The sequence below is a fragment of the Verrucomicrobiota bacterium JB022 genome (assembly GCA_030673845.1).
Lineage (GTDB): Bacteria > Verrucomicrobiota > Verrucomicrobiia > Opitutales > Oceanipulchritudinaceae > WOUP01.
Genome location: JAUTCQ010000006.1, coordinates 28,038 through 49,490, shown reverse-complemented (window position 1 = coordinate 49,490; position 21,453 = coordinate 28,038). Strand labels below are relative to the sequence as shown.

The window sequence follows — 21,453 nt, the reverse complement described above, 5'->3', positions numbered from 1 at the left end:
ACAAACAAAAAGGCTGAGGAAAGCACATCCTCAGCCTTGGAAACCTTTTCTGAAGCATCCAAGCGCTTACCCGCGCTGCAGCTTCACATTGCCCTCGCCGGCGGTCACTTCGCCGATGTGGAAGGCATGGTGGCCAGCTTCCACCGCGCAGGCCTTGATCTGCTCGAGCGCTTCCGGGGCCACCACGAGCACCATACCGATGCCCATGTTGAAGACCTCGTGCAGCTCTTCGTAGCTGACTTCGCCGAAGCGGGTGAGGGCGTTGAAGATCGGCAGCGTTTCCCAGCTGTCGGTCCACACCGTCACATCGACATTGCTCGGCAGCACGCGGGGGATGTTGCCGGTAAAGCCGCCGCCGGTGATGTGGGCGGCGCCAAAGAGCGCGTTGCCCTCGCGCACATCGGCGCGCTCGTTCTTGTTGAACAGCGCCAGCGCCGACTGGAGGAAGGGCGCGTAATTGCGGTGCGGGGCCAACAAGGCCTCGCCCACCGTCAAGTGGTCGGCACCCGGCAGGGGGGTGTGCGGCTGCCAGTTCTGCTCCTGGAAGCAAATCTTGCGGGCCAGCGAAAAACCGTTGGTATGCAGGCCGTTGGAGGAAAGTCCGATCAGCTGGTCGCCCGGGCGGATCGGGTCGCCCGTCAGGATCTTCGGCTTGTCGACGACGCCGACGACCGCGCCCACGAGGTCGAACTCGTTCTCTTCGTAGACGCCCGGCAGCTCGGCCGTTTCACCGCCCACGAGGGCGATGTTACCCGCCACGCAAGCATCGGCGAGGCCTTCGAGCAGTTCGACATAGGCGCGCTCTTCCAGCTTGGAAGTGGCGTAGTAGTCGAGGAAGAAGAGGGGCTCCGCGCCACACACCGCCACGTCGTTGGCGCAGTGGTTCACGATGTCGTGGCCCAGGTTGCCATAGCGCTTGGCCAGCGAAGCTACCTTCACCTTGGTGCCCACGCTGTCGGTACTGCTCACGAGCACGGGGTGCTTGCAGCGCTGGCTGAGGCTCGAAATGTCGAACAGGCCGCCAAAGCCGCCGATCGCGCCCAGCGCCTCCGGGCGGGTGGCCCGCTTCAGGGCCGGCTTGACACGGTCGAGCAGACGATCTGCCAGGGCGATATCCACCCCGGCGCGGGCGTAGGCTTTGGAAGGTTGTTCGGACATGCGCGTAAAAGCAGCAGATTCCGCCGCCCTCGGCAATGCCGATCTTCCACGCGCCCGCCAATGTCGCCCGGCGCGCCAGCCAGTCGAGCCTTGCATTTGCCCCGCCGCACGCTATCATCACCCTTCACCGCCGCCCATGAGCGGCCTGTTGACTCAGTCGTTGCTCACGCCAGGCAGCTGCCGCAACTTTCCCGCGCCTGCCTCGCTTGACCTCCGGCCGCTCCCGCCCTCGTGGGAGCGGCCCTACACCTAACGTTCGCTCAAAGAAGTTAACCGTTGCCCCTGGCAAAATGAACCAGTAGAGGTGCCACGTAAAAATGGAACCTGTCATCGTTTCGCTGTCTCAAAGTCTCACGGTCGTTGGTCGCGCCGTGCGCACGTCTCATCACGACCACAGCCGCTTGCCTGTCTCTCCCATCCGCGAACTTTGGAGCCGTTATTTATGTGACGACTTTCCTTCGCAGATCGCCCGAGGCGGGGAGCGTATTTACGGCGTATACCACGAGTTTGAAAACGGCTGGGAAGGTGCCTACACCGTCGTCGCCGGCATGGACAACGTGCCCGCCTACGACACCGAAACCCAAGTCCAGCTCCAGCCCGGCCGCTACCTCGTCTTCTCCTGCAAAGGCGAAAAAGAGACCGCCTCCTACGGCTGCTGGGATGCCGCCTGGCGCTACTTCGAGCAAGGCGACTGCCCCCACACCCGTCGCTTCGCCACCGATTTCGAGCAGTACCTCCCCGACGACACGGTGGAACTCTATATCAGCGTCGAGTAAGTCGAGAGGCGCAAGGAAAGGCGCTGATCAAGCCCTACCCTTGCCCCTCTACGATCCCTTTTTCTTGGCCGTCTTCTTTGGGGTGGCGGCGGGTGGAGGTGTGGTCGGGCGTTCGCCACGGCTCGGCTTGGTCTCGTCCATCGGCTGCTGGGCGACGTTTTCAGGCTCTTCGACCGCCCGGGTGGCGACCGGCACCTTGCGCGTCGAGGGGAAGTCCTGCAGCGAGATGTGCGCGCGCTTGCTGCGCTTGAAGATGGGATGACTTGTGAGGTAGGCGACGAGGAGCTGCCCCACCGCGTTGAGCGAGTCGAGGTGCGTGCGCTCGTAGCCGTGCGAGGCGTCGAGCCCGAAGGCGATCAGCGCCGTGCGGATGTCGTTGCCGCTCTCGATGGCCGAGGCGCTGTCGCAACGGTAGTAGCGGAAGATGTCGCGCGCGTGCTCGATCCCATGGTCCTGGCACAAGTGGATGAGGAAGTGCGTGAGGTGGTAGTCGAACGGGCCCGAGCTGTCGGCCATCACCACCGTCACTCCACGCTCGATCGTGTTCTGGATCGGCGCCATCGTGCCGTTGTCGACCGTCACCATCTCGGCCACATCGCCGTGCAGGCCGGCGGAGGCCCCGATGCCCACTTCTTCGCTGAGGGTGAAGAGGATATGGCAGTCGACCGGCAGCTTGGTCTTGCTCTCCTTGAGGTGCTTGATCACGGCCAGCACGGTGGCGACGCCCGCCTTATCGTCGAGGTGGCGAGCATTGATGTAGCCGTTGGGCAGGAGCTCGGCCTGGCTGTCGATTCCCACAAAGTCGCCCACATTGAAGCCGGCGTCGACCAGGTCTTTCTTGCTGTAGACGGGCGCATCGACGCGCATCTCCAGGTTGTCCCAGCTCACCTCCTGCTTGTCGACGCCGTCGTTGTAAACGTGCCCGCTGGCCTTGAGCGGGAGGATGCTGCCGCGAAAGAGCTTCGTGTCCGTAAAAATGCTGCCGCGCGCGCCCTCGGCCCAGCGGGCCGACCAGGTGCCGACCGGCGTCAGGCCCAGGCGCCCGTTGTCCTTCAGCTCGCGCACCTGCGCGCCCAGCGTGTCGAGGTGCACGACCACCGCACGGTCGGGGCTGTAGACTTCGCCCGGCAAGGTCGCCCGGATCGCGCCCCGGCGGGTCAGCTCGTAGCGCACGCCCAGCTTGCCCAGCTCTTCGCACACGCGGCGGACCACCGGGTCCGTATAGCCGGAGGGGCTATGGATCGCGAGCAGCTCGAGCAGGATGTCTTGCAGGTAATCGAGGGGAAGGTACGCGGGCATGAGTTAAAGGAACCACGTTAGGGGCAGATAAGCCAAGCAAAAGTAGCCCGGAAAATCGCCCAGCGCCCGCCAGCCGCCTGCCCCTGCACGTTTGGCCGTCTATCCGGTGCCCCATCCGCTGGTCCCATCGGTTTTGCTTCCCATTGCTCACGCCTCGTAACATGTTGGGGAAGTGACGGTTCACCCCTGGATCAGGAAACACCTGTATTGGATCTGCCAGATTGGCGGCTGGGGGACGCTAGGGATCATCCTCACCATTTTCAGCCTGGTGGAGGACGAGGAAGGCGTCCTCGACATCATCACGCAGAGCACTCTGCTGACTTCGGCCTGCCTCTTTGGCACCCACTACCTGCGCAGCATCATGAAGCGGCGCAAGTGGCTGACGCTGCGCCCCCGCCCCGCCCTCTTTCGCATCATTCCCACGATGCTCGGGGTCAGCCTCACCTTTTCGGTGCTGGAAGCGCTGCTGCTCTTCATCATCACGCCCGAAGACATCCAGGCCTCGCCGCAGACGCCGATCATCGCCGTCTTCACCTTTCTCGTCCTCATCATCTGGCTCAACCTCGTGATCCTGTATGTAGGCTGGTGCGGCATTTATCTCGGCTACAAAGTCACGCAGCGCAACCACCAGCTGGAGACCGAGCGCCTGCGCCTCCAGTCATCCGCCAAGGAAGCGGAGCTGCGGGCCCTGCGCTCACAGATCAACCCGCATTTTCTCTTCAACTGCCTCAACAGCCTCAGTAGCCTCATCGCCGAAGACCCCACGCGGGCCAACCAGGCCGTGCTCCACCTCGCGCAAATGCTGCGCTACAACCTGCGCACCTCCCGGGCCGAGCTGGTGCCGTTGAGCCAGGAGCTGCAGGTGGTGGAAGGCTACCTCGCGCTGGAAAAGATCCGCTTCGAAGACCGCCTGCAGATCCGTTACGACATCGAGCATCGGGCCCTCGCCGGCATGATCCCGCCCTTCATCGTCCAGCACCTCGTCGAAAACGCCATCAAGTACGGCATCTCGCGCAAGGCTGCGGGGGGCGAGCTGCAGGTGGCTGCCCGGGCCGAAGGCGCCACGCTCATCATCTGCGTCAGCAACCCCGGCGAACTCGTCGACCACGGCATCTCGACCGGCACCGGCCTCACCAACACCCGCGAACGCCTCAAGCTGCTCTTTGGCGAAGCCGCGCAGCTGAGCCTCGACAACGGCCCCGAAGGCACCGTAGTGGCCAAGGCACACCTGCCGTTCCACACCGCGCACTCGCTCCGCCCAACCCCCGTTTTGCATGAAAGCTCTCATCGTTGACGACGAACGCCTCGCGCGTAACCAACTGCGCCGCCTCCTGCAGGCCCACCCGCAAGTGGAGATCGTGGGCGAAGCCAGCCACGCCGCCGAAGCCCGCGAGCGCATCGCCGAGCTGAACCCCGAACTGCTCTTCCTCGACATCCAGATGCCGGAGGAAACGGGCTTCGACCTCCTCCAATCACTGGAGCCGCCCGTGCCGCGCGTCATCTTCACCACCGCCTTCGACGAGTACGCGCTCAAGGCCTTCGAGGTCAATGCGCTCGACTACCTGCTCAAGCCCATCGACCCCGACCGCCTCGCCACCGCCCTCGAGCGCGTGCAGGACGGCCATCACCCCTCCCCCGGTCAACTGACCGCCCCGGCGTCCTTCGCCCCCGAAGACCGCGTCTTCATCCGCGAAGGCGAACGCTGCTGGCTGGTCGAAGTCAAACGCATCCGCCTGCTCGAAAGCGAAGGCAACTACACCCGCGTGCACTTCGACGAAGAGGCCCCCCTGCTCTACCGCTCGCTCACTGCGATGGAAAAGCGCCTCGACCCGCAAAAATTCTTCCGCGCCAACCGCGCCCAGCTCATCAACATCGAGTGGATCCACGGCATCGAGCCCTGGTTCAGCGGCAACCTCAAAGTCACCCTGCAAGGCGGCACCGAAGTCGAGATTTCCCGCCGCCAAGCACAGGCGTTCAAAGACGTCTGGGGACTGTAGGGGATAGGCAGAAAAGGCGGGTAATTGAGCCGCAGATGGACGCAGATCTGCGCAGATAGGTGGGCGGAGTGGCGGAGCGGTGTTTTTTAGCCGCGGATGAAACGCAAATTTACGCGGATGCTAAAGGCGTGATGTCCAATAACCGGGACGCCGAGAGTGGTGCAGGAAAGCAACCACCAGAATCCGATCATTACTCAGCTGATAGATAATGCTATAGGGGAAGGCTTGGATGCGGCTGATGCGACATCCTGCTGCACAACTGCGGTACTGAAACGGGCTCAACTCGATCTTCCTCAGCTGCAGTTGAGCGGCGGCCGCAAAACGATCGCCGAGACCGGCCTCACATCCATCATAATATCTTGCCGCTTCCTGCAGCTCGGCACGCGCACGTGCATCAATCGTTACGCGCATTGCGAAGCTCGGCTCTAAGTTCATCAAAGACTTGATCAGCCGGATACAGCGTGGCTCGGCCAGCCTCGATATCCTCCACCCGTCGGACGATTTCCGCTTTCCAAGCGTCGCTGATCTCGTCGGAACTCTCGCCATGCAGGCTCTCATCGAGTGCAACCAGAAGCTCTTCACGGTCGGAATCAGACCATTGCAGCACTTCGGCTAAAACCTGCTCTTTTGTCATCGGCATATAATCTACGAGCATAGTCAGAGGCCCGACTTGGTCAAGTCAACCTGCGCCCCCGCATCTGCGCAAATCTGCGTCCATCTGCGGCTCAATCAATTTCCTACACTCCTCCGAGCGCCATCCGCCCTACAGCAGCACCAGGTGGTCACGATGGACGACTTCGTAGCGGTGCTTGTCGGGGTAGAGCGGCTCGATGGCTTCGATCTTCTGGCCGAGGACGGCCATCAGCTCGTGGGCGGAGTAGTTGCTGACCCCCCGGGCAATCGCGCGGCCTTCGGGGTTGCAGATGTCGATGACTTCGCCTTCGAGGAAGGCGCCCTCGACCGTGGTCACGCCCTTGGCGAGCAAGCTCACGCCCTGTTCGCGCAAGGCCCGGATCGCGCCCTCGTCGATAGTCACGTGGCCGCGGGGGCGTTGGAAAAAGGCCATCCAGCGCTGGCGGGAATCCAGCTCCAGGCTGTTGGGCAGGAAGAACGTGCCCACCGCGCGGCCCGTCGCGAGGTGCATGAGGATCACCGGGTCGGTGCCGTCGCCGATGTAGACGCCGCAGCCGCTACCCGTCGCCACCTTGGCCGCCTGGATCTTGCTGATCATGCCGCCGACGCTCGTTTCGGTAACGCTGCCGCCGGCCATGGCCTCGATCTCAGGCGTAATCGTCTCGACCACCGGCACCAGCTCGCCCGTGCCCTTGAGGTCGAGCAGGCCGGGGGCGGTCGTCAGGATCACCAGCAGGTCGGCGCTCGTGAGGCTGGCGGTCAGTGCGCTCAGCAGGTCGTTGTCGCCAAACTTGATCTCTCGGGTGCTTACGGTGTCGTTTTCGTTGATCACCGGCACCACGCCGTAGCGCAGTAGCTGCTCCAGCGTCTCGCGCACGGCCACATGGCGCTCGCGGTGCTTCACGTCTTCGTGCGTCAGCAGCACCTGGGCGCAGGTGACGCCATGCTCGGCGAAGGCGCGCGACCAGTGCTCCATCAGGATGCTTTGGCCGATGGCGGCGCAGGCCTGGAGCTGCTTGAGGCTGCGCGGGCGGCGCTTGAGCCCCAACCGCCCCATGCCGAGGCCGATGGCCCCGCTGCTCACGATGACGATCTCCAGCCCGCGCTGGCGAAGCTCGGCCACCTGGAGGCACAGGCGCTGCAGCCAGTCCTGATTCATCACGCGGCCCCCTTGGGTCAGCGTGTTCGTGCCGATCTTGATCACGATGCGGCGGGCGTTGGATGCGAGAAAGGTCACCACGACAATCGCAGGATCAAGACGCCACGTGAGGCCGCTGGCAATGCTGGAGTGTGGCCGCGCTCACCGATCTCCCTGCCTTCCAGCCTTTACTCGCGCCCGCGCATCGCCAGACTGCCCGGCATGAGCGACGCACCACTCGGGCCCACCGGCGAAATCTGCCGCGACCTCCCCTCCCCCTATCAGGCCGACCCCACCTTCGGCCTGCTGCACCTCCCGCGCTTCCTGGCCAAGATCCGCAAACACCTGGCCGGCGAGCTGCCGCAGAGCTACCGCAAGAACTTCTGCCGCGGCTTCGACCGCTTCCTCTGCCTGCACCTCGGCATCGACCCGAAGGACGTGGTGGCCGCCGTCGAGGCGCACGGCAACGACGAAGCCGCCCTCTACGCCCGCCTGCAGGAGCTCTTCCCGGCGGAGGTGAAGGCCGCGCAGTGGAACCGCGAGGTGACCCACAAGGGCCAGACCGAAGCCGGTCGCGAATTCCTCGCCGAAGCGCTGGAAGAAATGGGCACCCCCGAGCGCGTCAAAGACATCGTGTGCGTCTGCGACCTGATCGACTTCGACGAAGGCCGCATCCCCGGCTACGACCCCGCGCTCGCCGCCCAGATGAAGGCCGAACGCCAAGGCCAGCCCCTGCAGCAACAAGCCCCGCAGGTGCCCCAGCAGCAGATCCAGCAACAACAGCAGTAAGCCGCCGCTCCGATGCGCCACTACCTCACCGTCTTCATGTATCTCGTGGCCTGGCTGGCATCCGTCGGCTGCGCCTTTTTCCTCGGCTTCCTCGCCTCGCTCGGGATGCACCAGGCCCCCACCGGCGTCTCGATCGACGACCCCGACTTCTCTTGGGAAGAGCGCGAAGTGGGCCTCTGGTTGCAGGAATCGACCGGTGAGGCTCCCGACTTCGCGGCCCTCAAGTCCATCGCGCGCGACGACCTCATGCCCGAACAAGTCGAGACGCTCCTGCGCGACCTGATGCTGGCCGACGAAGTGACGCGCACCTACCGCGCCCAGCGCCTCGCCGAAGTCCTCGCCGCCCCCAAGGAGCGCAAGATCGCCCTCTGGCTCCAGCAACAGCCGCAAACCGCTGCCCGCGATGACCTGCTGAAGGTCTTCCGGGCAAATGCGCTGTAAGATAGTCAGTCGCAGGCGGCTTATGGTGTTGCACTCCGGTCAAGAGCCTATGCCGTTATCACGGAGAGCCGACAGGGCTCTTCACTCGACTCGATCTCAATCAACCTTTTCCAAGGCCTCTCGACTCATGTCTCACGCGCAACTCATTCTGGCTGCCGCAGCCGCCATCACCGCTCTGCCCACCGCGCATGCCGCCGTTTACGTCGCATTCTCCGGCGGCAACGGCAGCCCTCTCAGCATTACGCTTCCCGCTATTGAGTGGGAACTCCCGGATGCCAGCGGGATGAATGCATATTCTTCTGTTTTTGGTATCGGCATTCAGATGGGGCAAACGCCAAGCATGGCACGTGCGGACGCCTCGACTGGTGGCGATAGCGCTGATTGGAGCAGCAACAATGAGGAGATCTCTTTCTCCCCTGTTGACGCTAACTTCTATGTGAACAACAACTTCGATCCCCTGAACGCCGGGGGCATTATCTGGTTTGGCATGAGCTTTACCGGCTCGTTTGCTGACGGCGACACCGTCAACTTCGCTGGGGGCACGATCTCAAACACCTCCAGCGTCGCCCAATCCTTTGCCGACGGAAACTACGAGGTATACCTGATCTCCGGGCTTTCTGGAGCAGTGGTTTCGGGAACGGCCGCGCCAACCTCCCCCGTCGTCCCCGAGCCTTCGACCTACGCAGCCGTTGCGGGTCTGGGCGTGCTGGGCTTCGTCGCCCTCCGCCGCCGCTCCCGCTAGAGCGCAGCCAGATCGACCCACTTTTCAGCCGCCGGGAACGGGCGGCTTTTTTGTGCATTGGCGCGATCGACCCTGAGGCTCCGTCGTGCAAACACGCCGCAATAAATTCATAACGGCAGTTGTCATCGCTATTGCCATCACCGCCATGATCGACTGATATTTTCTAACGCCGCGTCGTGGATGCCCTCAAGCCGCGCGCAGCAGCACATCAACCTACATCTGCCTTCTGAATATGTCTCTACACCGATTTTTCCTCTTGAGCGCCCTCGGGGCTTCAGCCGCATCAGCCACTCATGCGGCCATCAACGTCGAGTTTACCGGCGGCAACGGCAGCCCCTTGAACATCACGCTGCCTGCGATCGAGTGGGTTTTACCCGACACCAGCATCATGAATGATCTGTTCATCGGCATTGGCATAGCCGTGGGGCAAATGCCCAGCTTCCAAGCAGATACTTCATCTGTCGCGGGCGATGCTTCCGCCTGGAGTAGTGACAAAGCAGGGGTTTCATTCCTGGGCGCCAGTGGCGGCTTTTATACAAACAACGATTTCAGCCTTCTGAATGAAGGGGGGCTCATTTGGTTCGGGATGACTTACAGCGGCACCTTCACGGAAGGCGACACGATTCGCTTTGCCGGAGGCACGATCTCAAACGACGGCGTAATCTCCGAGACTTTCACCGACGGTAGCTACGAGGTATATCTGATATCTGGTGGTGATGGGAGTGTGATCTCGAACGCCGCCACGCTTTACTCGCCAGTCGTCCCCGAGCCCTCGACCTATGCGGCCATTGCGGGGCTGGGCGTGCTGGGCTTCGTCGCCCTCCGCCGCCGCTCCCGCTAGAGCGCAGCCAGATCGGCCCACCTTTCAGCCGCCGGGAAACGGGCGGCTTTTTTGTGCTTACCGCCAACCTTGCCACCCGACACGCCCTTGCCCTAAGGTGCGCGTTGAGTTCATGAGCCTCCCGCCCATCCACGTGATCGACTTCGAAGGACACCCCCGCTACGGGGTGATCGAATACGGCGTGGCCACCGTGCAGGATGGGCAAGTCGTCTCCTCCGCCACCCGCCTCTGCGCACCGCTGGCCGACATCCCGGCGGCAGACTCGATGGTCCACGGCCTGCGCGCCCCCCAATTGAGCGGCCAAGCGCCCTTTGCCGACGACTACCAGCGCTTCGTCGACTGGCGACGCACGGGGGTGTTTGCCGCCCATAACTGCTGGGTCGAGCACCGACTCCTGAAGCACCACTGGGCCTTCCCGCCCTTTGTGCCGCACTGGGGCAGCGCCGGCGAACAACCCGATTGGGCTCCGTGGCTCTGCACCTTGCGACTGGCCCGCGCCTGCTGGCCCCAACTCGCCAGCCACGGCGTCTGCGAAGTCGTGACCGCGCACGGGCTCGACGCCCAACTCGAAGCGCTCGTGGCGGCCCATTGCCCGCCCGACCGCAGCCGCCCGCACTGCGCGCTCTACGATGCGCTTGCCTCCGCTCTGGTGCTTTGCGCTGCCCTCGAAGACCTCGGCGACCACCCCGACCTGCTCCCCTGCCTGCTCGAACCGGAGCGCTGGATCACCACCCAAGCCCAGCAGGCCGAATTGTTTTAGGCGCTCTACATCTGCCCCGCCCGTTTCGCGCGTTTGCGTGCCTTCAGGTAATGCGGCGGGTAGCGCAAGGGGGCGGGTAGCAGCGGCACCATGCGCGGCAGCAGCCAGTCGAGCACGCGGCGCTGGAAACGCGTCCAGCGAGTGGACGAGAAGCCCAGCTTGGCATCGAGCGGGCGCGGCAGGAATTCAGCCAGCAGGAAGCGGTTGGGCCGCATCGCCAGCCAGGCCCACCACGGCTTGGGCGGCAAGGCCACCGCTTCGGCGATTTCCGAGCACTCTGGCAAGCTGGCCATCCACGGCTCGTGGATCATGCGCTGGTAATAAACCTGAAAGGCCTCCCAATCCGGCGGGCCGTACCGCTCCGGCAGCCCGAAGTAGGTGCCGAAGGTCTGCATCTCGCGATAATACCGCTCGCGTAGCTCCGGCGTCGTGGAGCCGTGGACCCGCTCGTAACCCTCGATACTGCCTTGGATCAACGTTGCGAGCACCCAGAACTGCAGCTCGTGGTCTTGCCCCAGCGGAAAGTCCGGCTGCCCCTCGCGCGGGTCTTGCACCTGCGGGCGACGCGCCCCCTCCGGCCCAGTAATGCGCCGATGGATCGCCGCCATCTCTTCCCGCACGCGCGCCGCCTCCGCCTTCGTCCCAAAGCCGACTGTCCAGGTGGCCGTGAGCGTATGACGCAGGCGGTGGAAGGCGTTTTCGCGAAAGCGGGAGTGCCGCGCCACCCCGAGGGCGATGCCCGGGTGCGCCGTCTGGAGGGTCGCCGCCGCCGGCCCGCCCACCAGCAGCGCCAGCTCGCGCCCCACCTCCCACATGGCGGAGCCGGGCCCAAAAACCCAGTCTGGCAACTCTGCCCCGTCGGCGGGGGTTTCCATATTGCGGTGGACAGCGCTCATCCCGGTACAATACTAGCAAGCATGCAGTCGGTGGCCAGACTTTGGCAGATTACGGTGACGACAGGCGCCCTTGTGGGCCTGCCGAGCCTCGCCGCGCAACCGATCGACCTCGAAGCGCCGGGCTATCCGCTCGTGTTCGAGGGCGTCGTCACGCAATCCGATGCTGCGGTGCAGCCGGAGGCGGCGGAAGGCCTCGTGCTCTCGGGCTCGCTCATGTTGCGCAAAAAGGCAGACGGCACGATGGCAGCCAAACGCGGCGGCACCCGCTACGCCAAGGTGGCCGACCTCGGGGAAGTGGCGCTCGACCGCTTCCGCGTCGCCACCTACTGGATGACGCAGCGCACCGATGTCCCCGCCGAGCTGGAGATCGTCGACCGCCCCGCCGGCGAGACCGACGTGCTCGAGTTGCTCTTGCCGCTCAAGGGCGAAGCCCTCGGTAGTGGTTATCAGGCCGCTTGGCTCTACCTCTGGCTCGAAGACCCGGCAGGTGAACTCGTCGCAGGCCAAGAATACATCCGCGCTACCCCAACGGTCGAAGAAGGCTCGTTCCAGCTCGTGTTCTGGAGCCAGGAGGCGGACGACTTTGTAACGGTGGAGGGCGATTTGCGCTTCGCCTCGCCTGACTTCCCCACCGTCAGCGCCGATCAGGAGATCGCCAGTCTGCAAAACAGCCTGCGCCAGCTCGGCGACATCCTGCAGCAGACGGAAGCCCGCCTCGCCGAGCGCACGCAAGAGCTGGAGGCCGCTCAGAAACGCATCCAGGGCCTCAACCAGACGGTGGACGTGCTGATCCAGGAACGCTCCGCCCTGCAGGCCGAGGTCAACCGCCTGCGCGAACAAAAGGCGACCGCACCGCAGGAGATGCTCGACAAGCTGGCCAAGCTGGAAGCCGAGCTGGGCGTCGAACAACTGGCCCGCGAAGAAGCCACCGGGCGCAACGTGACCCTCGCCGAAAGCCTTGCGCGCGTCGAAAGCGAACGCCATCAGGCCCGCCAGGCGCTGACCGAGCTGCAGGCCACCCTCGACCGCCAGACGGCTGAGCTGAAGCGCCTGCGCGAGCTGGCTGACGCCCCGCGCGCCACCCAACGCGATTTTTCCCAAGTGCGCGAAACCACCCCTGTCGTTACTCCTACCCGCGCCACACCCCCGCAAGTCGTTTACACCCCTCCCCCCCGCGTGGAGGAAAAGGAAGCAGAAGACAACACCATCGACCGCCGCATCCGCATCGGCAGTCGACGACGTTAGGAAGACATGGACAAGGTACTACGACATCGGGTCAACGCCGGGCGCGTGGCCGTGCAGCAGCAGGTGGATTTCTTCCGCAAGCAGTTTGGGCAAGTGCCCAGCGAGTGGAAGGAAGACGAAACACGCGTCACCTTTGCCGACTTTGCCATCTCCGAGCGCGTCTTTACCGAGCTGCGCAACTCCTTCCCCGAAGACGATTACTGCTCCGAGGAGAGCAACCCGCTCGACGAAGTCTCGACCCTCCATGCGCGCTACGCCTGGGTGCTCGATCCCATCGACGGCACCAACAACTACGCGCTCGGCATCCCCTTTTGCGCCATTTCGCTCGCCCTGCTGAAAGACGGCGTACCCGTCTACGGCATCCTCTACGACTTCAGCCAGGACTGGATCCTCGAAGGCGGGCCCGGCCACGGCCTGTGGCGCAACGGCAAACGCTTCACCCCACCCCCGCACGCCTTCGAGCGCAAGGACGGCGTGGTGGGCCTGCACTTCCCCATCCCCGACCGCTTTTACGACGCCATGCGCCCGCTGTTGACCCGCTACCGCGCCCGCGTGATGGGCAGCGGCGCGCTCAACCTCGCCTACACGGCCCTCGGCCTGATGGACGGCTGTATCGACTTCAAGGTCAAGGTGTGGGACATCGCCGCCGCCTCCGCCCTCGTCGCCGCCGTCGGCGGGCAGATCCACTACCTGCAAGGCCCCGCCTTCCCGCTCAAGCACTTCCACGTCCGCTCCCCCCTCGTCCCCTACGTCGGCGGCAGCGCCGCCTTTTGCGACTGGGTGGCGCAAAACATCGGGCTGGACGCGCTAAAGGCGACTGAGGAGTGAACGCGTCTCGCTGAGTATCCCTTCCCCCACTGTGGCACACCCTCCGGGGTGCCTTAGGTAATCACGGCGCTCCGGTGGTAGTCGGCCCGCTGCGCGGCCCTCGACCACCGGCTATCGAGCTGGCAAACCTCCGGCTTGCTCATACAGCGGAGGATCGAGGTAGGGCAATCACCGCCAACGCCCCCCCTCTTACACCACAACCGAGCCTTCAAACACCACTGTCGCCCCACACCAAGCCGGAGGCTTGGCAGCCCTTAGCGCGGGGTTGAGGACCGCAAGGACCGATACCCCGGGAGACGCACCCAACACAACCGCACCCTGGAGGGGTGCCACGAGCACGGGCAATCACCTCCAACGCGACCCTCGTACAACAACTGAGCCTTCAAACACCACTGTCGCCCCACACCAAGCCGGAGGCTTGGCAGCCCTTAGCGCGGGGTTGAGGACCGCAAGGGCCGATACCCCGGGAAACGCACCCAACACAACCGCACCCCGGAGGGGTGCCACGAGCCACGGGCGATGCTACACCAAATACGCTGGATCATACACGATCCCATGCCGCTGCAATAGCGCTTCCAACTCTTCCGCAAATGACCGCACCCGGTGATGCTCATGCTGGCTGCGGATATACAGCTCCACCACGTCCAGATGCGAAACGCTGGTGGAAAAGATCGCATACCCCTCCTGCCAGCTAAAGGCGGGCTCGTGCGGCTTCATCCAAAGCGAGCTTGCCTTCTTCAACTCACGCACAAAAGCCGCCGGGGCATCCACCGGCCGCATCCGCACCAACAGGTGCACATGATCGTAGAAGCCTCCGACCACAACGGATTGACCACCTAAACCATTCACAGTCCCGCCTAGATAGTGAAACAGGCGCTCCTGGACTTCCTCCCTTAGCCAGGGCTCCCGATTTTTGGTGCTGAATACGATATGATGGTGCAGGCAGGAAAATGTCGACGACATGCCGAAGTCGGTATGGCTGAGGGTTCATACCTACGCAAACAAAACAAGCCATCCAGCGGAGTATAGAGGTAGGGCAATCACCACCAACGCCCCCCTCTTACACCACGCCGCGCCTTCCAACACCACCGCCGCGCCTCCCCAAGCCGGAGGCTTGGCAGCTCTTAGCGCGGGGTCGAGGACCGCAAGGGCCGATACCCCGGGGAAACTCACGCAACACAACCGCACCCCGGAGGGGTGCCACTGGCGGGCGTCATCCGCACAAGCTGTCGCCCACCCTACCGCAAGGGTGCGAAGCTGTAGCTGAGGGAGACGCTGACGCGGTGGCGCTCCTGTTCGCGCACCTCCGTGTCGCTGGTCACGAGGTCGAGGTCGTATTGGAGGTCGGCGCGCCAGTTGTCGCGATAGCGCCAACTCAGACCAAGGCCGCCACGCACGGTGTCGTCGGAAATATCGTCCTCAAAGGCCGCAAAGCGCGGGCTCACCTCCAGGTCGGCGTGCTCGTAGAGCAGCATCGTGGTGAGGAAAAGCGTATCGTGACCCGTCAGGTCGTGCTCGTTGGTCAGGTAGACCATCGTCACCTTCGACTGCGGGAAAATGTCGGGCACCGTCGTCTCGCGCAACTCGCGGGACACCATCAGCGACACCTGCGACTGGGGCAAATAGCGGTAGCCGAGGCTGATACTGCCGGTAAAGGCATCGGTCTCGACGCCGTCGTTGCGCTCCCGTGTCTCCACCCCCGCGCGCAGGCCCATCCGCAAGCGCGGCCCCGGCAGGTAGTCGATCCCGCCCTGAAAGTCCCACGTGTCGCTGCCGCGCAAGGCGTCCTGCTGGTCGTAGGCCACGTTGGAGAAATTCGCTTCGCCGACCAGATCCACCTCCGGCAACACACTCCAGCGCACCTCGCCGCCGGCCGAGACGTCGTCGCGGTCCAGCTCGCGGGCGAGGCGATTCTCATCGTAGCGAATGCCGTAGAGCCCACCGCGCGCGCCCAGGGCAATCGTCGGCAGCAGGCCCCACTGCGCGTGCACATCGCTCTGGTGGCTCCAGTAGCTCTGGTCGACATCGAGGCCGAGCGGGATGATCGTCTTCGGGTCGTTGATGTAGCGCACGGCCTCGGAAGCCCGGATAAAGGTGCGCGCGTCGGGCGTGTAGTCGAGCACGACGCCCAACTGGTGGTTCAGCAGTGTGTCGTCGCCCGGGCGGTCGAAGTAGTGCGACGCCTCCAGCCCGTAGTTGGCCTGCAAAAAGGTCTGATCCCCAAGACTCGCCTGCCCTTTCACGCGCGGGGCGAAGAGCGCCACCATGCTGTCCTGCTCAAAGCGGTGGGAGCCGAAGATGTTACTGTCGTAACGGCTGCCAACTTTCGCTTCGATGATCAACGGCTCGCCCCGATCGGCTTCCGGCACCGGAGCATAGACCGCCCAGGCCGAGCAGCCCAGGAGAGCGAAAGCAACAGGAGCGAGCAGACGTTTCATGGCCAGAGAGCTGCCATAGACACCCACAAGCGCCAGCAGGTCAAACCGATAATGCGACAGGTGTGCGTTAGGGAACGGGCGAGATTCGGGGAAGAGATTTTTAGCCGCAGATGGACGCGTCAAAATAGCTTGAAAAACCTATGCCACAATATCTAGTTTTTATTTTTAAACATATCTCGTAAACACCAGCAATCCGACAAAAAAATGAACACTCTATTTTTGTTCCTTCAATCACTCTCAGATGCACGTACGAATATCTTGCTTCCTGCGCTTATATCACTAACCATATCCGCATTAATAAGCTGGACAATCAGCCGATCGAACGTCAGGCACAAAGCCGAAATCGACTATGAATACGAGCAGAAAAGAGCGCTTCGAAATCTGCAAGGAGAGTTTTATGGCAGAATAGTGTTAGCAGCAACCGACCTAAACCATCGCTTATTCAATCTCTATGAGAATCAAACAAAGAAATGGCTTTGCGTTGATGGTAATTACAAAGCTAAAGACAACTACTACTTCAGGACGTTGGTATATCGATTTTTGAATTTCTACAGTCATATTAGGATGACAGAAAAAAAAGCAATACTACTTGATGTTAGAATTGCATCACCAAGTGACCATATATTTCTCAATTATATGGCAGCATTCAAATGGGTAATGACAGATGTAAAGTTATTTGAAGATTTGGATTATGACAGCAACAACGAGACTGACCATTTTTTCTCGGATAACCTTAGGAGGTATTGCGACTACTGCAGTAGCAATTCTCAATTTATAAGCATGGATAAATTAGATGATTTAATTGAAAATCCTGAAGAAAGAATTCTGCCTATATGTCATTTCTTTGACGATCTGAGGCGAAATGAAGACAGACTTCGCTGGGATCGTCTCGTAGCGATGCATCTTCTATTGGTTGCTTTCCTCAATGATTTCGGAACAAAAAGGCACAGAACTACACAAGAACAATTTCGAAAAATATCGAACCAAATGGAGCATAAGGAAATACTCCGAAATCTTAAAGCCTGGATAAAAAAGCTGGATCTTCATAAATCAAAAGGAGCAAGGGAAATACTAAAAACAAAGCCAAATTGAAAATGAGCAATCGCCTCTAACAATAAGGAATTACTACTCCGCGCTCGAAATAGTTCTCCCGCCTGGGTGGATGAATCGCGGTATAGCTGCGGCTTTTAAGGGCAGTAGAGTGACCTATTTCACACGCTGAGTAATAAAGAAAGACATGTGGCATCTCAACCTCTCTACTCACGTTACCGATCCGGCAGCGCGATGAGGCCGCCACCAGGGAGTGCCTGCACGCGCTGGAGGGGGTAATCGGCAGGCGGGCGACCGGTTGCGAGACCGGCGTAGACGACTTCCCATCCGGGTTCAGGTGGCGGGATGAGGGCCGCACCAAACTGCTCGTCCACCAGTTGCGGGCTGAAATACTGCAGGTGCACGGGCGCGTAGTCCGTGAGGCGGTTCCACTGGGCGAAGTCGGCCGGTTGCTGCCACACGCGGAAGTCGCCGCCCGCATACCAGCTCCAGCCCGCCGGGAGATCGGCCACGGAGCCGGAGCGCGTGCCGAACTGGGCATCGACGGTGGCAAGCTGTTGCAGGCTGGCCGGGAAGTAGGGCGGGTATTGGAAGGGCAGACGACGCGGCTCAAGCGCGAAGTGGAGCAGCGGCAGGCTGTGCAGCACGAGGAGGGCAGCCACTCCGCCGATTTGCCACGCCGGGCGACCGCTACGGGTGTTCTTGAGCACCACGCTGAAAAACGCCACCCCCGCCAGCGCGAGCCCCGGCAGCAGATACAGCACGGGGCTGCGCGGACTGAGCCCGCTGACCAAAAACGGTGGCACCAGCACGGCGGCGGCGAGCAGCGCCAGCAACAGCCAGCGCCAGCGGTCGACCTCCGCCCGTTGGAAGGGGTAGACGGCGGAAAGCAGCGCCAACAGCCCAAACAGGCCCGCGCCGCCCAGACCGCTTCCCAGCATCTCGCGCCAGCCCGCAAGGCCCTTGTGCAGCAGCTTGCGGAAGCTCAGCTCCAGCCCGGTGGCTTCAAACGTCGCCCGTATCGCCAAGGGGTCTGCCGTGGGGTCGCCTGCCTTGAGCGCCACGTTTTGCCCTGCCAGCCCCAGCGGGTGACCGGTCAAGTCGAGGTTGCGCAGCCACCACGGCCCCAGCACCGCCAGCGCCGCGACAAGCGTCACCAGCGGCAGCGCCCAGCGCCCCACACCCTGCCCACGCCAGACGATCCAGACGAGCGCCAGCGGCAGCCAGACGAGCAGGGCGTAGTCGCCCAAGCCCAACAAGCCGAGGAAGGCACCTGCCCCCACCGCCGCCACGATCTGCCACGCCAGCTTGGGCCCGCGGTCGAGCCAGGCCAGCGCGGCCAGCAGCAAGGTGCTTAGCAGCATCAGCCAACTGGTGCCATCGACCGCCACCACATGTTCCCACAAGGGTGTGCTCAGTATCACCGCCGCCGTCGCCAGCACACCCACCGTGGGGCGCCAGAGCCAGCAACCGAGGGCAAACGTCGCCGCCGCCGTCAGCCACAGGCCGAGCACGTTGAGCCCCAGGAGCAGGCGGTCGCCACCGAAGGCTGCCGTGGGGTTGCGCGCATCGGTCGTCAGGAGCGCCTGCCTCCCCTCGTCTCCCAAGAGGCCGAGACAGCCCCCGATCAGCGCCCCATAGAGCGGCGGGTGGTGCAGCTCAGGCTGCGGGGCAAAAAAATCGAGCCGATCCCGCGCTTCCAGCACGGCGATGGTCTGCGGGTAATTGACCGACGTCGACCAGCCGTCTCCCTCCGCCAGTTGCACGCCCGCCACCGCCTGCTCGATCGTCCACTCACTGGGCCCACGCTCACGCTGCCAGGCGAGGAAGAGGCTACCGAGCAGGATGGCCAGCACGAAGGCCAAGCCGAGCCCGAGCTGCCGCCCGCGCCCTTGCATCCACCAAAAACGCCATTCGGCTGCGCGCGACATAGAGGTGCGCTCAGGCTTGCCCGCGCGGGTCGAGTTCCGGCCACTGGTGCAGCTTACGGTGCAGGGTGCGCCGGCTCATGCCCAGCAGCTCGGCCGCGCGCGTGCGGTTGCCCCGCGCCTGCACGAGGGCATTGCGTAGCAGGCGCTTTTCATTCGCCTCCACGTCAAACGCGCGCCCCCGCGGCTCGGCATCGTCGCCGTTGTCTGACTTCTGGCCGTTGGTCGACCGCTGGGCCGCCGCCTCAGGGTTGAGGAACTTGGCGTCGAGGTCGTATTCGGTCAGCTCGTCGCCACGCTTCAGCACCACGATGTTTTCGGCGAAGTTGCGCAGCTCGCGGATGTTGCCCGGCCACGGGTAGTCGACCAGCCGCTGCATCGCGCGCGCGTCAAAGCTCGGCGCCTCCAGCCCGTTTTCCTGCGCAAACTGGTCAACGAAGGTCCGCAGCAGCACGGGGATGTCGTCCTTGCGCTCGCGCAGCGCGGGCAGGTGGAGCGTCACCACATTGAGGCGGAAGAGAAGATCGTCGCGGAACTCGCCGTGGCGCGCCATCTTTTCGAGGTCGCGGTTGGTCGCGGCTACGAGGCGCACGTCCACCTTGATCGGCTTGTTGCTGCCCAGGCGCTCGAAGGTGCGCGTCTCCAGAAAACGCAACAGCTTGACCTGCGTGCTGGTGTCGATCTCGCCGATTTCGTCGAGGAAGAGCGTGCCGCCGTCGGCTGCCTCAAAGCGCCCGATGCGGCGCTCCGTCGCACCCGTAAAAGCCCCGCGCTCGTGCCCGAACAGCTCGCTCTCCAACAGGTTGGCCGCGAGGGCGGCGCAGTGCACCGGCACAAAGGGACGACGTGCGCGGTCGCTGTTCTGGTGAATGGCCTGGGCGATCAGCTCCTTGCCGGTGCCCGTCTCGCCCTCGATCAGCACGGAGGTCCGGGTGGGCGCGACCAGCTTGACCTTCTCCAGCACGGCCTGCAGCGCATGCGAATGGCCGACGATGTTGCCAAAGCTGTATTTGCGGTCGAGCCGCTCTTCCAGCTGCTGCACGCGCTGCTCCGTCTGCCGGCTCTGCAGCGCGCGGCGGATAATGATCTCCAGCTTTTCGAGGTTGACCGGCTTGGGCAGGAAGTCGAACGCACCGCGCTTCATCGCCTCAACGGCCGTCTCCACGTTGCCGTAGGCCGTCATCATGATCACAATGGGCTGCTTCGGGCGCTTGATCGCGTGGTCGATCACCTTCATGCCGTTCTTGCCGGCCATGCGCAGATCCGTCAGCACCACGTCGAAGTCCTCGCTGTCGAGCAGCCGGAAGGCCTCGTCGGCGTCGGCCGCCAGATAGACGTCGTAGTCGTCCTCCAGCGCCAGCATCAGCCCCTCGCGGGTGTGCTTCTCGTCATCCACAATCAGAACGGTCGCTGCCATGATCCGCTACAGTAGAGACGTTTTGACACACCGGCAAGCGGCGAAATTGCTAACGGGTGCGATTTAGCGCACGCCGGGCGGGAACCCGCTGCCGCCGCCTTCACCCGGGCAGGAGACGCCCACATCTTCGATCATGTAGGCACCCGACTCGCTGTCGTGCAGCACGTAGCCGTCGAGCAGGCCAAAGCAGCTGTCGACCCCGTCGATAAAGCGGTAGCTATGGTCGGCCCCAAAGCGGCTGTAGGCCGTGTTCAGCGTCACGTGGTGGTTCAGCAAGAGCGAGTCTGGCATACCCGCGCGGTCCACAAAGTGCGTGATGATCCGATAATTCGTGGCCTGCGAAGGGTCGGTCCCAGCCGGCACCAGTGGCACGACAAACTGCACGCTGCCCATCGTGGCATCCAGCGGCGTCACCTCGCCCTCGACCATCGTGTACGGCTGGGTTTCGATTCGCGTCGGGGTGGCATCTTCCACCCACACCAGCACATGGTCGTCGCTGGCCACCCAGGCGGGCAGCTCCGCCACCGGCACCGCTTCCCGGGCCAGCGCCAGCTTCAGCCACTCGTGCTTTACCCACTGGTAGGAACCAAAGGCATCCGTATACTCCCACACGCCCGAAGCCAGCGAGTGATTGACCCATACCCCCTCGGTGGAGATGTAGGACCAGTAGGTGGGAGCGGTGGTCCCATTATGCGGCGTATCCTGGCCACCCGTGTTATAGATCCAGCCAAGGCTGGAGGTGTAGATCCACGGCGCGGAGCCGATCCATACATGCTCGCCCCAGACTTTGTAAAAGTGCCATTCCGGCGACGCCTGAGCCTCGGAAGTCGGCAATTCCTTGAGGAGCAGCTGGGCCTGCAGGCTGGGAGCGGCAAGGGCTAAAAAGAGGGTAGAGAGAGCGCACAATGTCTTCATAAGCCCCGTACCATCGCCCAAAGCTCCCCCTTCGCAAGCGCCAAACCCTCGTTAGGGCATCGGGGGAAGCGCTCTTGACCTGTTTCGGCCTGCTGTCTGGGGAGATACCCCAAGCACAAAAAAACGGGCCCCGCCGGATATGACTCGGCGAGGCCCGCGCAA

At 63.1% G+C, this 21,453-nt stretch carries 22 protein-coding genes; 11 read left to right on the top strand and 11 right to left on the bottom strand.

All coding sequences use genetic code 11. From position 1 onward, the window contains the following. Positions 1-66: 66 nt before the first annotated feature. Positions 67-1,158, bottom strand: coding sequence for a phosphoribosylformylglycinamidine cyclo-ligase (purM, locus tag Q7P63_03940; protein ID MDP0499231.1), 1,092 nt, complete (start codon positions 1,156-1,158; stop codon positions 67-69). A 317-nt stretch (positions 1,159-1,475) separates the two neighbouring features. On the opposite strand from purM, the gene Q7P63_03935 reads away from it, so the two are divergent. Next, a complete protein-coding gene (locus Q7P63_03935) occupies positions 1,476-1,934 on the top strand; it encodes an effector binding domain-containing protein (GenBank protein MDP0499230.1) in 459 nt (152 codons plus the stop codon). 48 nt (positions 1,935-1,982) lie between these two features. On the opposite strand, the gene Q7P63_03930 is transcribed toward Q7P63_03935, so the two are convergent. Then, positions 1,983-3,233: an osmoprotectant NAGGN system M42 family peptidase gene (locus Q7P63_03930; protein MDP0499229.1), complete on the bottom strand. Its 1,251-nt coding sequence runs from the start codon at positions 3,231-3,233 to the stop codon at positions 1,983-1,985. A 172-nt stretch (positions 3,234-3,405) separates the two neighbouring features. Here Q7P63_03930 and Q7P63_03925 point away from each other — a divergent pair, with 172 nt between their 5' ends. Both Q7P63_03925 and Q7P63_03920 read left to right on the top strand, forming a co-directional pair. Beyond that, positions 3,406-4,527: a histidine kinase gene (locus Q7P63_03925; protein ID MDP0499228.1), complete on the top strand. Its 1,122-nt coding sequence runs from the start codon at positions 3,406-3,408 to the stop codon at positions 4,525-4,527. Beyond that, positions 4,508-5,230, top strand: a complete 723-nt coding sequence (locus tag Q7P63_03920) for a LytTR family DNA-binding domain-containing protein (GenBank protein ID MDP0499227.1) — start codon at positions 4,508-4,510, stop codon at positions 5,228-5,230. Before Q7P63_03925 ends, Q7P63_03920 begins: the two co-directional genes overlap by 20 nt. A 120-nt stretch (positions 5,231-5,350) precedes the next feature. Here Q7P63_03920 and Q7P63_03915 read toward each other — a convergent pair whose 3' ends face one another. From Q7P63_03915 to proB, 3 genes are all read right to left on the bottom strand, one after another. Continuing rightward, on the bottom strand, positions 5,351-5,641 hold the full coding sequence (locus Q7P63_03915; GenBank protein ID MDP0499226.1) for a type II toxin-antitoxin system RelE/ParE family toxin: 291 nt from the start codon (positions 5,639-5,641) through the stop codon (positions 5,351-5,353). After that, positions 5,625-5,885, bottom strand: a complete 261-nt coding sequence (locus tag Q7P63_03910; GenBank protein MDP0499225.1) for an addiction module protein — start codon at positions 5,883-5,885, stop codon at positions 5,625-5,627. The genes Q7P63_03915 and Q7P63_03910 overlap by 17 nt, the downstream gene beginning before the upstream one ends. 108 nt (positions 5,886-5,993) lie before the next feature. Beyond that, on the bottom strand, positions 5,994-7,103 hold the full coding sequence (gene proB / locus Q7P63_03905) for a glutamate 5-kinase (GenBank protein ID MDP0499224.1): 1,110 nt from the start codon (positions 7,101-7,103) through the stop codon (positions 5,994-5,996). A gap of 120 nt (positions 7,104-7,223) precedes the next feature. Here proB and Q7P63_03900 point away from each other — a divergent pair, with 120 nt between their 5' ends. From Q7P63_03900 to Q7P63_03880, 5 genes are all read left to right on the top strand, one after another. Continuing rightward, on the top strand, positions 7,224-7,790 hold the full coding sequence (locus tag Q7P63_03900; protein MDP0499223.1) for a DUF5069 domain-containing protein: 567 nt from the start codon (positions 7,224-7,226) through the stop codon (positions 7,788-7,790). A 12-nt stretch (positions 7,791-7,802) separates the two neighbouring features. After that, positions 7,803-8,231, top strand: coding sequence for a hypothetical protein (locus Q7P63_03895; GenBank protein ID MDP0499222.1), 429 nt, complete (start codon positions 7,803-7,805; stop codon positions 8,229-8,231). A gap of 127 nt (positions 8,232-8,358) precedes the next feature. Then, positions 8,359-8,973 carry a PEP-CTERM sorting domain-containing protein gene (locus Q7P63_03890; protein ID MDP0499221.1) on the top strand — a complete coding sequence of 205 codons (615 nt, stop codon included), beginning with the start codon at positions 8,359-8,361 and terminating at the stop codon, positions 8,971-8,973. A gap of 256 nt (positions 8,974-9,229) precedes the next feature. After that, positions 9,230-9,814, top strand: a complete 585-nt coding sequence (locus Q7P63_03885; protein MDP0499220.1) for a PEP-CTERM sorting domain-containing protein — start codon at positions 9,230-9,232, stop codon at positions 9,812-9,814. Positions 9,815-9,926: 112 nt separating this feature from the next. Next, positions 9,927-10,574, top strand: a complete 648-nt coding sequence (locus tag Q7P63_03880; GenBank protein ID MDP0499219.1) for a 3'-5' exonuclease — start codon at positions 9,927-9,929, stop codon at positions 10,572-10,574. 5 nt (positions 10,575-10,579) lie between these two features. Here Q7P63_03880 and Q7P63_03875 read toward each other — a convergent pair whose 3' ends face one another. Further along, a complete protein-coding gene (locus Q7P63_03875) occupies positions 10,580-11,470 on the bottom strand; it encodes an oxygenase MpaB family protein (protein ID MDP0499218.1) in 891 nt (296 codons plus the stop codon). Between the two features lie 30 nt (positions 11,471-11,500). Between Q7P63_03875 and Q7P63_03870 the strand changes: the two genes are divergently transcribed. Both Q7P63_03870 and Q7P63_03865 read left to right on the top strand, forming a co-directional pair. Then, positions 11,501-12,715, top strand: a complete 1,215-nt coding sequence (locus Q7P63_03870; protein MDP0499217.1) for a hypothetical protein — start codon at positions 11,501-11,503, stop codon at positions 12,713-12,715. Positions 12,716-12,721: 6 nt separating this feature from the next. Then, on the top strand, positions 12,722-13,543 hold the full coding sequence (locus tag Q7P63_03865) for an inositol monophosphatase family protein (protein ID MDP0499216.1): 822 nt from the start codon (positions 12,722-12,724) through the stop codon (positions 13,541-13,543). Positions 13,544-14,065: 522 nt separating this feature from the next. Here the strand turns inward: Q7P63_03865 and tnpA are convergent. Both tnpA and Q7P63_03855 read right to left on the bottom strand, forming a co-directional pair. After that, a complete protein-coding gene (gene tnpA / locus Q7P63_03860) occupies positions 14,066-14,506 on the bottom strand; it encodes an IS200/IS605 family transposase (GenBank protein MDP0499215.1) in 441 nt (146 codons plus the stop codon). Positions 14,507-14,781: 275 nt separating this feature from the next. Beyond that, positions 14,782-15,981, bottom strand: a complete 1,200-nt coding sequence (locus Q7P63_03855; GenBank protein MDP0499214.1) for an outer membrane beta-barrel protein — start codon at positions 15,979-15,981, stop codon at positions 14,782-14,784. 204 nt (positions 15,982-16,185) lie between these two features. On the opposite strand from Q7P63_03855, the gene Q7P63_03850 reads away from it, so the two are divergent. After that, positions 16,186-17,073, top strand: coding sequence for a hypothetical protein (locus Q7P63_03850; GenBank protein MDP0499213.1), 888 nt, complete (start codon positions 16,186-16,188; stop codon positions 17,071-17,073). A 173-nt stretch (positions 17,074-17,246) separates the two neighbouring features. On the opposite strand, the gene Q7P63_03845 is transcribed toward Q7P63_03850, so the two are convergent. The 3 genes from Q7P63_03845 to Q7P63_03835 form a co-directional block, all read right to left on the bottom strand. Beyond that, positions 17,247-18,962: a hypothetical protein gene (locus tag Q7P63_03845; protein ID MDP0499212.1), complete on the bottom strand. Its 1,716-nt coding sequence runs from the start codon at positions 18,960-18,962 to the stop codon at positions 17,247-17,249. A gap of 10 nt (positions 18,963-18,972) precedes the next feature. Then, complete coding sequence (locus Q7P63_03840; GenBank protein MDP0499211.1) at positions 18,973-20,376, bottom strand: sigma-54 dependent transcriptional regulator; 1,404 nt, start codon at positions 20,374-20,376, stop codon at positions 18,973-18,975. A gap of 63 nt (positions 20,377-20,439) precedes the next feature. Further along, the gene (locus Q7P63_03835; protein MDP0499210.1) at positions 20,440-21,291 is read right to left on the bottom strand and encodes a hypothetical protein; all 852 of its coding nucleotides are present in this window, start codon (positions 21,289-21,291) and stop codon (positions 20,440-20,442) included. Positions 21,292-21,453: the final 162 nt, after the last annotated feature.

Excerpts from the sequence above, each read along its gene's own strand:
- Q7P63_03875 (MDP0499218.1), bottom strand. The coding sequence starts at position 11,470 with ATGAGCGCTGTCCACCGCAATATGGAAACCCCCGCCGACGGGGCAGAG.
- Q7P63_03930 (MDP0499229.1), bottom strand. The coding sequence starts at position 3,233 with ATGCCCGCGTACCTTCCCCTCGATTACCTGCAAGACATCCTGCTCGAG.
- Q7P63_03840 (MDP0499211.1), bottom strand. The coding sequence starts at position 20,376 with ATGGCAGCGACCGTTCTGATTGTGGATGACGAGAAGCACACCCGCGAG.
- Q7P63_03935 (MDP0499230.1), top strand. The coding sequence starts at position 1,476 with ATGGAACCTGTCATCGTTTCGCTGTCTCAAAGTCTCACGGTCGTTGGT.
- Q7P63_03880 (MDP0499219.1), top strand. The coding sequence starts at position 9,927 with ATGAGCCTCCCGCCCATCCACGTGATCGACTTCGAAGGACACCCCCGC.
- Q7P63_03895 (MDP0499222.1), top strand. The coding sequence starts at position 7,803 with ATGCGCCACTACCTCACCGTCTTCATGTATCTCGTGGCCTGGCTGGCA.
- purM (MDP0499231.1), bottom strand. The coding sequence starts at position 1,158 with ATGTCCGAACAACCTTCCAAAGCCTACGCCCGCGCCGGGGTGGATATC.
- Q7P63_03890 (MDP0499221.1), top strand. The coding sequence starts at position 8,359 with ATGTCTCACGCGCAACTCATTCTGGCTGCCGCAGCCGCCATCACCGCT.
- Q7P63_03855 (MDP0499214.1), bottom strand. The coding sequence starts at position 15,981 with ATGAAACGTCTGCTCGCTCCTGTTGCTTTCGCTCTCCTGGGCTGCTCG.
- Q7P63_03900 (MDP0499223.1), top strand. The coding sequence starts at position 7,224 with ATGAGCGACGCACCACTCGGGCCCACCGGCGAAATCTGCCGCGACCTC.
- tnpA (MDP0499215.1), bottom strand. The coding sequence starts at position 14,506 with ATGTCGTCGACATTTTCCTGCCTGCACCATCATATCGTATTCAGCACC.
- Q7P63_03835 (MDP0499210.1), bottom strand. The coding sequence starts at position 21,291 with ATGAAGACATTGTGCGCTCTCTCTACCCTCTTTTTAGCCCTTGCCGCT.
- Q7P63_03915 (MDP0499226.1), bottom strand. The coding sequence starts at position 5,641 with ATGCGCGTAACGATTGATGCACGTGCGCGTGCCGAGCTGCAGGAAGCG.
- Q7P63_03920 (MDP0499227.1), top strand. The coding sequence starts at position 4,508 with ATGAAAGCTCTCATCGTTGACGACGAACGCCTCGCGCGTAACCAACTG.
- Q7P63_03910 (MDP0499225.1), bottom strand. The coding sequence starts at position 5,885 with ATGCTCGTAGATTATATGCCGATGACAAAAGAGCAGGTTTTAGCCGAA.
- Q7P63_03845 (MDP0499212.1), bottom strand. The coding sequence starts at position 18,962 with ATGTCGCGCGCAGCCGAATGGCGTTTTTGGTGGATGCAAGGGCGCGGG.
- Q7P63_03865 (MDP0499216.1), top strand. The coding sequence starts at position 12,722 with ATGGACAAGGTACTACGACATCGGGTCAACGCCGGGCGCGTGGCCGTG.
- Q7P63_03850 (MDP0499213.1), top strand. The coding sequence starts at position 16,186 with ATGAACACTCTATTTTTGTTCCTTCAATCACTCTCAGATGCACGTACG.